We start from the raw sequence: 12032 nt of genomic DNA on the forward strand, positions 1-12032 counted from the left end.
GAGCGCGCACAGGAAGATGTTAGCTACTCGGGGCCGGCCGTTGGCCGGCTTGGCGCCCCAATCAGGTTTTCGAACCCATGATCGGATAAGCGCCCCGGCTCCGCAGCGCCGACCGTACTATCGCGGCATGCGGATCTCGGTCAAGTTCCACCTGAGCTTCCCGTTCCCCGAACTGGAAGATCTGTGGCGCAGTGCCGATCAGCTTGGTTTCGAAGGGATTTGGGACTACGACCACTTCCTTGGTCCCAAAGAGTTCGCCGAGCCGACCTACGAGGGCTGGACGACGCTGGCCGCCATGGGGACGATCACCGAACGATCCCGCATCGGTTGTTTGGTGACGGGCGTGACATACCGGAATCCGGCAGTGCTGGCCAAGATGGCAGTCACCGTCGACCACATCTCCGGTGGGCGCCTCAACTTCGGAATCGGGGCCGGATGGCACGAAGACGAGCACCGCGCCTACGGGATACCCTTCCCCGGCGCCGGGGACCGGGTCGCGATGGTCGACGAGGCGCTGACGGTGATCCGCAGGCTTTGGACCGAAGAGATGGTGACCTTCACCGGCAACTTCTTCACGCTCGAAAATGCGCTGTGCGAGCCCAAGCCGCTTCAGCTGCCGCACCCGCCCATTGTGATCGCGGGCTCACAACCGAAAATGCTGCGTCTCATCGCCCGCCATGCCAACGAATGGAACATGCCCGCCTATGACAGCCCTCAGCAGTGGGGCGAGGTGAACGCGCGGCTCGACAAGGCCTGCGCGGAAGTGGGCCGCAACCCCGCCGAAGTCCGCCGTTCCGGTCAGGTGCCGTTGTACCCGGCAGAGGACCGACAGGTCGACGAACAACTCACGCTACTGCCCGCGTTCAAAGATCTGGGTTGCGAACACCTGGTGCTCGCGTTTCGCCAGCCCCCCACGCTGCAGCTACTCGAGCGCTGCGCCAGCCTCATCTGACCATCACGCGTCGTCAATGCGCGCCAAACCCTGTGGGGCGTCGGGTAATAAAGCGCTTCGAGAACGCCGGCAGCCCTGCCCGGCCTGCGGGCACCACCGCGGCGTTGTTGAGGATTGCGTCTTGGCGTATTGGCCAAGGCGTTTCCCGCACGTGATCTGCTCGCGACAGCGGCGGTTGATGCTCGATTCATGACAGCGCTGGTACCTATCGCCGCGCTGGCGGTAGCGCTAGGTGTCGGTTACGGCTTTGGCCGCCGCGCCGGCTCGGCACGGTCAGCTTGGCGTAAGCGACGACGGGCCGTGTTGGCCAACCTCGCGATCGCCCTGATCGCGTTGGTCCTTGTTCGCCGCATCCGCCGACGCGTGCGACTGACCGGCGGCTGGCGTCCAGGTTTGTCGATCCTACTGAGCCGCTGCGGCTTTCGACATCACCCGTTGTGGAAGCTCAGTTGATGTGCTTGTCGAACCCTGCGATCGGGTCTCGGGATGCACTCCGAAGAAGTTGTAGCCGTCGAACCGGCGCTGCGCGCCCTCGATCCAATACAACCGCTATTCGGCCACGGGAATCGCGTCGTAGGTGTCCTGGACATCTTGGGGCCGCGTCATCGTGTCGTCGTGCACCGGGGCCACCAGCGTCGGCACAAGCGGGGTCTTCACATCCTCGACGCGGTGGGGAAGGCTTGATCACGTGGACCTCGTGCTTCGCGTGGTCGCGGTACCGATCGTGGCGGTGGCGCTCGGCGGCTTGCCGGCCGGCGGGCCGGCGCTCGCCGATCCGGCATCGACCCGGGTGATCACCGCCGTGGCGGTCGGATCCGACGGCCAGCCGGTCAACGGTTACCGAGAAGCCCCTGCCCAGAGCAATGTCACCGCCGTCGGCAACTGCACCACACCGTCGCCGTCGGCGGTGGCCGACAACATTTACTACTGCTCACCCAGCGCCGCCGATGCCGGAACCTGCTGGCCTTCGGCACCGGAATCGCTGCTGTGCGTGGACAATCCGTGGGATCAGCGGCTGCATCGGGTAACCTACGGCGGACCGCTCCCGCCAGTGCATCCGATCGCCACACCCGACCCGTTCGCGCTGGCTCTCGACGACGGCACCCGATGCCTGCTGCGCAACGGGGGCGCCTGGGGCGGGCGCGACGACGGCTACGTCGGTGTCTACGGATGCGGCGCGTCAAACTCGAACCTCGCGGTTTTGTGGCTCCCCAGCCAGGGTGCCGGGACGTGCGTCGACCGGTCGGCACCGGTGTGGACGGTCAGGGTGGGCCAGCTGGGCACACCGGGTCAGCACTTCCCGCCGCCGCAGACCCACGCGGTGGCCACCGCGTGGTTCGCCGGAAGTTAGTGACCGCCGGCGTTCAAGGCACTGCCCTTGCGCCATTGGTCCCAACTCAGGGTCCAGTCGCCGTTCTGTTCCAGCTGCAACGGCGGCCCGCCGCTGTTGCGGACCTCCACCACGTCGCCGGGCACGGAGAAATCGTAGAACCATTTCGCGTTGTCTCCGTTGAGGTTCAGACATCCGTGCGAGGTATCGGTGTAACCCTGAGCCCACACCGTGGCATCGAGCTGATGCAGGTAGATACCGTCGGTGCTGATGCGGGTGGCGTAGTTGATGGTCTCGCGATATCCGAGCCGGGAATTCTTGGGCAGTCCGAACGTCGACGAATCCATCACCACCGGGTTGCCCTTGTCGAGCACGGTGTAGATGCCAGGGGGAGTCCAGAAAGACAGGGTGTGCCCACCGAACGTTTCGGTGCCGCCCATTCCCATGGAGGTGGGCATGCTCCGAACCAGGGCGCCGTGGTCGAACACGCTGACCAACTTGGTGGCGTCGTCGGCAATAGCGATGTGCGCGTCGCCGATGCGAAACGACACCCGGTTGTCTTCTTGCCCGAATATGCCGTTGCCCAAGGCGATTCCGTAGATCTTTGCCGCTACGGTGACCGTGGTGCCCGGCGCATAGTAATGCTCGGGTCGCCAGTGGGCGTTCTGATCGTCGACCCAGAACCAGGAGCCGGTCACCGCAGGATGGGTGGTCACCGACAGTCGCCGCTCGGCCGCCGCGCGATCGGCGATCTGTTCGTCGAAGTGGGCGACGATCACCGTTCCGACGCCGTAGCTGCCGCCTTCGTGCAGGGCGGCCCCGGAGGTGGTGGTCAGCGCCACTTTGGTCTGGTTGGACGGCCGCAGCGTGGAAAACGACGACATGTGTTGTGCGGCAATACCGTTGGATCCACGGCTGGACACCGTCAGGGTGTAGGTGCGTCCGTAGCCCAGGGGCACGGTGGGCTTCCAGACGGTGTTGTCCGGGGTCATCACACCCGGCACCGGCTTGCCGGCGTCATTGACCATTCGGACCTCGGTCAGCGTTCCCGCGTCGGCCTTGACCACCACATGCGCGATCGGGTCGACGTCGCGTGCCCGGGACCCGGGGGTGATCGTTACGCGTGCGGGCTCCGACGCTGGCGTCGTCGCCCCGCCACGACGGCAGTCCGGACGACCCGGCAGCCCCGCGATTCGAATCACACCGACCGCTGCGACGACGACGAATACGGCCAGCAGGAAACGGCGCGGCCAGCCGATGCCCAATATCCGCCGGACGAGCTCAGCGCTATCTGTGGATGTCATTGACGTTGTGGTCCCCGGTTTCATGTGCTGGCCCAAAGCTTGCTTTCGGGCGCGGGCAGCTCGGGTATCAGATAACCCGTCGACGAGTGGTCTGAAACCAGTGTGGCGCCACCGGGCGAGAGATCATGACGTTATTGCCGACGACGAACTCGACACCTTGTACGCGGTGCCACCGGATGCTTTCACCGCAGAACGCTCCAGGTTGGCAGCGGCGGCCAGGCAGCGCGGCGATGCCGCGGCCGCCGACCGGATCTCCGCAGCGCGCAAACCCACAATCGCGGCATGGATTGTCAACCGGCTGGTGCTCACCCACGAGAATGTCGCTCGGCGGCTGGCCGACCTCGGTAACGGCCTACGCGACGCGCACACCGCCATGGACGGCGACCGTATCCACGACCTGTCCGCCGCGCAACACCGGCTGATCAGCGACCTGGCTCGCTGCGCTTTCGAGGCAGCCGAGGTGGCGAACCCGTCGTCGGCGCTGCGTGACGACCTGACGAGCACCCTGCAGACCGCAATCGCCGACGCCGGGGTGCGGGCCCGACTGGGTCGGTTGACCAGGCCTCAGCAAGGGTCGGGTTTCGGCGCGCTCGGCGACGCGGAGCAGCTCGTGACGGCGGCTCGGGCCGCAAAACCGAAAGCGAAGCCGAAACAAGCTCGGACGAAGGCGGCACCGGAAGAAGCGGCTGACAAAGCCGCCAGCAAAGCGGCTGCAGCAGCCCGGCACCGCCGGGAAAGGCTGACCGCCTCGGTGGCAGCCGCCGAGCGCGCCACGACCGCCGCCAACGCCACGCTGTCCGAGCGCAGCGCCGAACGTGACGCGGCCACCCAACGTCGCGACGAGGCGCTGGCCAATCTTCGAACCGCCGAACGCGAGCTGAGCAGCGCCGCAGAGCGCTATCGCAAGGCGCAGGAAGCGGGACGCGCTGCGGCGGATCTGGTCAGAGAGGCGAAAGCGCAACTGCAGCTCGACCTTGATCGATAATCAGCACCATGGTCGACGTCCGGATGGCAGCAGCGTTTGTCGTAGCCGGTATCTCGATCACCGCGGCATGCGGCCACCCGCCGCCGTCCACGCCGTCGCCGACGCTGTCGACGGTCATCGCCAGCGTCACACCCACGCCTCTTCCGGTGCCACCGCAACCGGCCGCCGTCAGCGGCATGTACGGCGACCCGGCGGCGGCGGCCAAGTACTGGCAACAGCAGTCGCTCGAGGACAACTGCGGACTTGTGTCGGTAGCCGACGTGGTGGGTCAAATCACCGGGCACGCGCCGACCGAGCAAGAGATGATCGCGCTGGCGCAAGGCACTGCGTCCCCGACCAACCCGGGGCCGATCTATGCCCCTGCCGACGACCCGAGCCACACCAACGGCAACGGCGGCATCGAATTGGCCGACACGGTCGTGCTGCTGGCGCACTACGGTATTTCCTCCGCCATGACGGATGTGACGCACCCCGAACAGACCGGGCTGCCCGCCCTACGGCAATACCTCACCGACAACCGCAAGATCATCGCCTGGGTCAATTCCGCAGTCATCTGGAACAGCAGTGATCAGCGCAGCCAGGCCGACCACTTCCTCGTCGTCACCGGCATCGACACGACCAACGAGATCGTCCACCTCAACGACCCCGGCGCCGACCACCCTGACGAGCAGGTCGCCGTCACCACCTTCACCGCGGCCTGGCACACGGGCGGGGATTCGATCGTCGTCACTGACGGCTGAGTCGAACGCCACCCCGAAACCGGGAGCCGGTGGGGTGGCGCTCGATCAGGCGGTCCGGTTAATCCAGATCGAACCGGTCGTTGTTCATGACCTTGACCCACGCCGCGACGAAGTCCTCCACGACCTTCTGCCCGGCGTCGTCCTGGGCGTACACCTCGGCCAATGCGCGCAGCACCGAGTTCGAACCGAACACCAGATCATTGGCGGTCGCGGTCCACTTCAGATCACCCGTGGCCCGATCATGCCCCTCGTAGACATTCTCCCCGGACTCCGACGCCTTCCACTCCGTACCCATGTCGAGCAAGTTGACGAAGAAGTCGTTGGTCAGCGCGCCCGGCCGGTCGGTGAACACGCCGTGCTTGTTGCCACCATGGTTGGCGCCGAGGGCACGCAGCCCACCGACCAGCACCGTCATCTCTGGAGCGGTCACACCCAGCAGGTATGCACGTTCGACCAGCAGGTGCTCGAGCGGAGCCTTCTCGCCGGGACGCACGTAGTTGCGGAACCCGTCGGCCCGGGGTTCGAGCACCGCGAACGACTCGACGTCGGTGTTCTCCTGCGAGGCGTCGGTACGCCCGGGCGCGAAGTACACCGAGATCTCATAGCCTGCGTCTTTGGCCGCCTTCTCCACTGCCGCGGATCCAGCGAGCACGATCAGGTCGGCCAGCGAGATCTTCTTGCCGCCGGATGCCGATCCATTGAACTCCTGCTGGATGCGCTCCAGCACGGGCAGCACCTTCTGCAACTCGGTGGGCTCGTTGGCCTCCCAGCTCTTCTGCGGCTCGAGGCGCAACCGGCCCCCGTTTGCGCCGCCCCGCTTGTCGGTACGGCGGAAGCTGCCCGCGGCCGACCAGGCCGTCTTGACCAGCTGCGGAACCGACAAGCCGCACTCGAGCACCTTGCTCTTCAGCGCCGCAACGTCCCGCTCGTCGACCAGCTCATGGTCGACGGGCGGAACCGGGTCCTGCCACAGTTGCGACGCCGCCACCCAGGGCCCCAGGTAGCGACTGATCGGGCCCATGTCGCGGTGCAGCAGCTTGTACCACGCCTTGGCGAATGCCTCTTGCAGCTCCTCGGGGTGATCCAGCCAACGCCGCGTGATGTCGTGGTAGATCGGAGATTCGCGCAGCGAGATGTCGGTGACCAGCATCGTGGGGGCCCGGCCCGGGCCGCCGAACGGGTCGGGGATGGTGCCGGCACCGGCGCCGTCCTTGGCGGTGAACTGCCACGCCCCGGCGGGGCTCCTGGTCAGCTCCCACTCGTAGCCGTACAGGGTCTCCAGGAAGCTGTTGTCCCACTTGGTCGGGGTGGGTGTCCAGACGACCTCCAAGCCGCTGGTCATGGCGTCCTTGCCCTTGCCGCTGCCGTAGGAGCTCTTCCAGCCCAGCCCCTGTTGCTCGATCGGGGCGGCCTCCGGCTCGGGACCGACCAGCTCGGGATCGCCGCGCCCGTGGGTCTTGCCGAAGCTGTGCCCACCCACGATCAGCGCGGCCGTCTCCTCGTCGTTCATCGCCATCCGGCCGAACGTCTCGCGGATGTCGATCGCCGCGGCGATCGGATCCGGCTTGCCCTCGGGGCCTTCGGGATTGACGTAGATCAGGCCCATGGTGGTGGCGCCGTAGGGCTGGGCGAGGTCACGTTCGCCCGAGTAGCGCTTGTTGGTGCCCAACCATTCGTCCTCCTCACCCCAGAGGACCTCTTCGGGCTCCCAGATGTCCTCGCGACCGAAGCCGAAGCCGAAGGTCTTGAATCCCATCGACTCCAGGGCGACGTTGCCGGCGAAGATGATCAGGTCCGCCCAGGAGATCTTGTTGCCGTACTTCTTCTTCACCGGCCACAGCAGCCGGCGGGCTTTGTCCAGGCTGGCGTTGTCCGGCCAGCTGTTGAGCGGGGCGAACCGCTGCATACCCTGGCCACCGCCGCCGCGGCCGTCGTGAATGCGGTAGGTACCCGCGGCGTGCCAGCTCATCCGGATGAACAGGCCGCCGTAGTGGCCGTAGTCGGCGGGCCACCAGTCCTGTGAGGTGGTCATCACCTCGATCAGGTCCGCCTTGAGCGCGTCGACGTCGAGCTTGGCGAACTCGCTGGCGTAGTCGAAGTCCGCGCCCAGCGGGCTGGCCGCCGGCGGGTTGGGGTGCAGCATCGAAACGTCGATCTGGTCGGGCCACCAGTCGCGGTTCGTCAGCGGCGCATGCGCCTTGGGCTTGGGCGACGGGATCGCCGGGTTTTCGCTCTCGCTGGTGCTCGCCGTGTTCGAATCCGGGTGCGGCGGGCGGCTTTCGGATGTATCGGATGACACAGCATTCCTTCCGGGTGAGTGAAACGGGCTGCGATCACGGCTGTGATCGAGGTACTGCGATCCAGCAGTTGGGGCACAAGCCCCAGTAGGTGACTTCGGCCTCGTCGAGAACGAAGCCATCAAGAACGTTGCCGTCGTCAGCGGGGGTCAGGCACGGCGCATCTCCGACCGCACAGTCGATGTCGGCGATCACTCCGCAGGAGCGGCACACGACGTGGTGGTGATTGTCACCGACTCGGGACTCGTAACGGGCCACCGACCCCGAGGGCTGGATCCGGCGGATCAGGCCCACCGAGGTGAGCGCATTGAGCACGTCGTACACCGCCTGGCGGGAAACGTCGGGCAATCCGGTGCGGACCGCCGAGAAGATCGTTTCGGTGTCGGCGTGCGGATGGGCGTCTACGGCCTCGAGCACGGCGAGCCGGGGCCGGGTGACCCGCAGGTCGGCCATTCGCAGCTTTTGTGTGTAGTGCGCCGTTGACGCCACTTCGCCACTATGACGCCTTTTCTTGAACCAGTCAAGACTTTGTCGGAGGTACCGGATACAGCCGGTTCAAACGCCGGGCGCGGTTGGTCTCGACTTATCGACCATGACGTCGATCGCGTTGAACAGCATTGCGGTGCAAGCACTTGAGCCGTGATCTCAAATCGCCGCTCAACTGGTGACCAAGCCCTCCAGACTCTCCAGCGACGCCGCCAGATAATCCTCCGCGAACGGCGGCATCCCGCCGACCTGGTCTCGGAAACTCTGTGGAGTGGCGCTCCAGTCGTAGGTCAGCGTCACGTCGGTGTGCTCGCCGTTGGGCGCGAGGTCGTAGCGCCACCACCACCCGCCCGCGACGTGGTTTCCGGCGGGGTCGAGCTGGCCCGGCATCCAGCCGATGGCGCGGTCCTGGTCGAAGACATTGACCAAGTTGTAGGTGACGTAATCGCCCCCTGCTTGAGTCAGGTACATATTCATCGCGAAAACTTGACCGCTGCCGGTGATCGGTGCGGTGTCTATCGCATCGCGCACCCAATCGCCGGGCTGGGTGCCCTGATGGCGTGACGGCTCGGCCAGCACGGCGAAAATCTCGGCCGGCATGGCGGCGATGGTGCGGCTGACGGCAAACCGTTCGGCGTTCTCGGTCATGCTTTGTCCTCGGTCCACAGGCTCACGCGATTACTCGCCTCGAGAGTCCAGCCAACCACACCGGGTAATCAAGCCCGACCGCGTATCCGCCCGGGTCTGGTTGCGCGCGCCGGGCGGGGTGCAAGCCGGCGCATGGCCCGCCGGCTGGTTTGATTGATGAACGGGGAGAATGCCGCCGACCGGTGCACGCCCCCCGCTGGGGCCTCAGGGGGGGCCAGAAAGGCACACGATCATGGCTCAGAAACTGCGGCCGCATTTCGACAAGGTGCAGGCGCACTACGATTTGTCCGACGACTTCTTCCGGCTTTTCCTGGACCCGACCCAGACCTACAGCTGCGCATACTTCGAGCGCGACGACATGACGCTGGAAGAGGCCCAGCTCGCCAAGATCGACCTGGCGCTGGGCAAGCTGGGCCTGCAGCCGGGCATGACGCTGCTCGACATCGGCTGCGGTTGGGGCGCCACCATGCGCCGCGCCATCGAAAAGTATGACGTGAACGTCATCGGCCTGACCTTGTCGAAAAACCAGGCCACCCACGTCCAGAAGACCTTCGACGAGCTCGACACCCCGCGCAGCCGGACGGTGTTGCTCAAGGGCTGGGAGCAGTTCGACCAGCCCGTCGACCGCATCGTGTCCATCGGCGCCCTCGAGCACTTCGGCCACGACCGCTACGACGACTTCTTCGCTATGGCACACCGGGTCCTGCCCGCCGACGGAGTGATGCTGCTGCACACCATCACCGGCTTGACCCGTGAGCAGCTCAGCGAACAGGGTCTGCCCATCTCGATCGACATCATCCGCTTCGTGAAGTTCATCGTCACCGAGATCTTCCCCGGTGGCCGGCTACCCTCGATCGACATGGTGGCGCAGCGCTCCGCACAGGCCGGCTTCACCCTGACCCGGCGCCAATCACTGCAACAGCACTACGCGCGGACCCTGGACCTGTGGGCACAGGCGCTGCAGGCGCACCGGGACCAGGCCATCGCCGTCCAGTCCGAAGAGGTCTACGAGCGCTACATGAAGTACCTGAGCGGCTGCGCCAAGGCATTCCGCACCGGCTACATCGACGTCAACCAGTTCACCCTGCAGAAGTAGCAGTTTCGCGTCGGCGGGCTGCGGCAGCTATCCCATTCGCGTGCGGCACAACTTTGAGCGGCCAGCACCCGGTTGCCGGCGCTGTGCGGACGCAACGACACGGCCAAGAGCGGGCAACGAAGCATAACGATTGGTCCGCCGCGCTGGAATTGGTCTGCAAAGAGATGCCAATGTGATGCGGTGAGTGTTGACGTCGGCGAGTTGGCGCATGGCTGGGCGGCGCACTGGGCGGACCGGCCACCGCGGCGCTGTGCACGTGGCCACTGGCTGCTGCCCGGGCACATGATTGTGACCACCGTCCAATGTTCGTGCGGGCGGCACGTCTGTTGGCAATGCGAATGCGGTGCGGCTACCTATGGCCCGGCGCTGATCGAATCCTGCAGCCTGGCCGCCAGTACCCGCGGGTCCTTCGATTCCTGATCGCATGGGGCGCGACGATCACTGACGGCAAACTCGTTTGCCGCTGCCGCATCCCCCATCGGGCCCGATGCGGGCTAGGTCCGACGACGGTTTGACTGTCCACCGATCGGGGGACGCGGCTGTCGTCCGATCGGGGGATGGAGCACCTGCTCACGTTGTGTATTCTAATTGCCGGCGTCCTGTACAGCTGAATTGTTTACAGTATGATCGTATCGCCGTTCTCTTGCCAGATTTGACAATGACTCGGGAATGATGACTAGAGATTGGAATGACCACGGATTCAGCGATATAGGCGGGCAGTTTCCGGTCCGGGTCGCGATTGGACCCGTCAAATCTCGTAGTGGTCAGATATTGAACCGTTCCGGGCGCATTTTTATTGACAAGGATCAACGGTGTCAGAGTTACGTCGGAGACGGCGACGATAAATCGCGCGAGCGATTTATCCGATGACAAACGGTGAAATGGGCCTCCTCGCCCTGGACATAACGCGTGTGTGGTTGTCGAAGCCGATGTTTCGACTGGCTGATTGGAGTGACGATGTTCTTTCACTTTTCGTGGTTGCCGCCGGAGGTTAATTCGGCTCGGATGTATTCGGGCGCCGGGTCGGGATCGTTGCACGCGGCTGCCGCTGCCTGGCAGCGGCTAGCCCAGGATCTGCACGGGACGGCGTCGTCGTTTCGCTCGGTCATCGCCGCGTTGCTTCATGGGCAGTGGGCTGGGACCGCGTCGATGTCCATGGCAGCGGCAGCCGCCCCGTTGACGGGATGGTTGACCGCGGCCGCCGAGCACGCGCAGTTGTCGTCGGGCCAGACCCAGGCGGCAGCGACAGCTTATGAATCGGCGTTTTCGGCAACTGTTCATCCGGCGGCGGTAGCAGCGAATCGAATACTGCTGGCAACGCTGGTGCACACGAATTTTCTCGGCCAAAACGCTCCGGCGATCGCCACTACTGAAAGTGCGTACGCCGAGATGTGGGCCCAAGATGTCGCCGCCATGGTCGGCTACCACACCAAGGCAATGACCCTGGCTTCGACACTATCTCCATTGAGCGCGCCACCGACTGCACTAACAGGCGGTACAGCGGTTCAGCCGTGGTTCCCGCCAGTCACGCCACCCATCATTGACCCGCTGGGTCCGCTGTTCAATGCGGTTTCGGGGGTGCTTTCAGATTTGCCAGTGTCGTCAGTGTTGTCGGTGGCCGAGTTGGGGATGTATCCGGTCAGCTTCATGATGTCGCCGTTGATGATGGCGATGTCAAGTGCCCGCGGAGCTACCGCCGGATTGGGCGCAGCCGGCAGTGCCGCCACCGCTGCGGCGTCCGCGGCGTCGCCGGTGGTCGGAGGCGCTGCTCCTGCTATGGCGCTGACGGGGCTGACCGGACTTGGTGGCGCCGCCATGCCGGGTGCAGCGATGTCGGCGGCGTTGGGCCAGGCCCACACCATGGGCGCGGTGTCGGTGCCAGCGACCTGGCCAGGATCATTGCCCAGCGGGCTTTCCAGCTCGGCAGTGCAAGGCCTTGGGTCTATGCCCACACCGGCCTCCGTGGCGGAAGCGACCGGATCGACCGATGGTGTCCCGATGATGCCTATTGCGCCTCGGGCCGCGGGATCGGCTGCCGCCACGCCCAACGAGCTAAGCACTCGCGGCGGCGTCGGCGCTGCCGCGCCGGCATTAGCAACCCACCCGGGCGTGATTCCGCGAGCTGGGATCGGATAACCACCAAGACGGTGTGCATCTGTTGCCCGACAAGGACATTGGTAAACGCGAGGAGAAT

At 65.4% G+C, this 12032-nt stretch carries 11 protein-coding genes and 1 pseudogene; 7 read left to right on the plus strand and 5 right to left on the minus strand.

Going from position 1 to position 12032, the window contains the following annotated elements:
* Positions 1 to 127: 127 nt before the first annotated feature.
* Together EET13_RS15200 and EET13_RS30380 are read left to right on the plus strand one after the other, a co-directional pair.
* The gene (locus EET13_RS15200; RefSeq protein ID WP_122443069.1) at positions 128 to 952 is read left to right on the plus strand and encodes a TIGR03560 family F420-dependent LLM class oxidoreductase; all 825 of its coding nucleotides are present in this window, start codon (positions 128 to 130) and stop codon (positions 950 to 952) included.
* 189 nt (positions 953 to 1141) lie between these two features.
* Entirely contained in the window at positions 1142 to 1405 is a 264-nt protein-coding gene (locus EET13_RS30380; protein WP_168991285.1) for a hypothetical protein, read from the plus strand.
* Here EET13_RS30380 and EET13_RS32590 read toward each other — a convergent pair.
* Positions 1398 to 1618 (minus strand): annotated as a pseudogene (locus EET13_RS32590) (alpha/beta hydrolase); the annotation flags it as partial. The gene EET13_RS30380 and the pseudogene EET13_RS32590 sit on opposite strands and share 8 nt — an antisense overlap.
* Positions 1619 to 1640: 22 nt before the next feature.
* Here EET13_RS32590 and EET13_RS15215 point away from each other — a divergent pair.
* On the plus strand, positions 1641 to 2303 hold the full coding sequence (locus EET13_RS15215) for a hypothetical protein (protein WP_244603922.1): 663 nt from the start codon (positions 1641 to 1643) through the stop codon (positions 2301 to 2303).
* On the opposite strand, the gene EET13_RS15220 is transcribed toward EET13_RS15215, so the two are convergent.
* Entirely contained in the window at positions 2300 to 3586 is a 1287-nt protein-coding gene (locus tag EET13_RS15220; protein WP_122443071.1) for a L,D-transpeptidase, read from the minus strand. The two genes, EET13_RS15215 and EET13_RS15220, sit on opposite strands and share 4 nt — an antisense overlap.
* Before the next feature lie 133 nt (positions 3587 to 3719).
* On the opposite strand from EET13_RS15220, the gene EET13_RS15225 reads away from it, so the two are divergent.
* Entirely contained in the window at positions 3720 to 4571 is an 852-nt protein-coding gene (locus EET13_RS15225) for a hypothetical protein (protein WP_122443091.1), read from the plus strand.
* A gap of 8 nt (positions 4572 to 4579) precedes the next feature.
* Positions 4580 to 5311 carry a C39 family peptidase gene (locus EET13_RS15230; protein ID WP_122443072.1) on the plus strand — a complete coding sequence of 244 codons (732 nt, stop codon included), beginning with the start codon at positions 4580 to 4582 and terminating at the stop codon, positions 5309 to 5311.
* A gap of 58 nt (positions 5312 to 5369) precedes the next feature.
* On the opposite strand, the gene katG is transcribed toward EET13_RS15230, so the two are convergent.
* From katG to EET13_RS15245, 3 genes are all read right to left on the minus strand, one after another.
* Positions 5370 to 7610, minus strand: coding sequence for a catalase/peroxidase HPI (gene katG / locus EET13_RS15235; protein ID WP_122443073.1), 2241 nt, complete (start codon positions 7608 to 7610; stop codon positions 5370 to 5372).
* Positions 7611 to 7644: 34 nt separating this feature from the next.
* Positions 7645 to 8097 carry a Fur family transcriptional regulator gene (locus tag EET13_RS15240; protein WP_168990789.1) on the minus strand — a complete coding sequence of 151 codons (453 nt, stop codon included), beginning with the start codon at positions 8095 to 8097 and terminating at the stop codon, positions 7645 to 7647.
* 168 nt (positions 8098 to 8265) lie between these two features.
* The gene (locus EET13_RS15245) at positions 8266 to 8742 is read right to left on the minus strand and encodes an SRPBCC family protein (RefSeq protein ID WP_122443074.1); all 477 of its coding nucleotides are present in this window, start codon (positions 8740 to 8742) and stop codon (positions 8266 to 8268) included.
* Between the two features lie 232 nt (positions 8743 to 8974).
* Between EET13_RS15245 and EET13_RS15250 the strand changes: the two genes are divergently transcribed.
* Positions 8975 to 9838 (plus strand): cyclopropane mycolic acid synthase family methyltransferase, encoded by an 864-nt coding sequence (locus tag EET13_RS15250; RefSeq protein WP_122443075.1) that lies wholly within the window; start codon positions 8975 to 8977, stop codon positions 9836 to 9838.
* Positions 9839 to 10795: 957 nt separating this feature from the next.
* On the plus strand, positions 10796 to 11974 hold the full coding sequence (locus EET13_RS15260) for a PPE family protein (RefSeq protein WP_122443077.1): 1179 nt from the start codon (positions 10796 to 10798) through the stop codon (positions 11972 to 11974).
* Positions 11975 to 12032: the final 58 nt, after the last annotated feature.

The organism is Mycobacterium attenuatum, assembly GCF_900566085.1.
Lineage (GTDB): Bacteria > Actinomycetota > Actinomycetes > Mycobacteriales > Mycobacteriaceae > Mycobacterium > Mycobacterium attenuatum.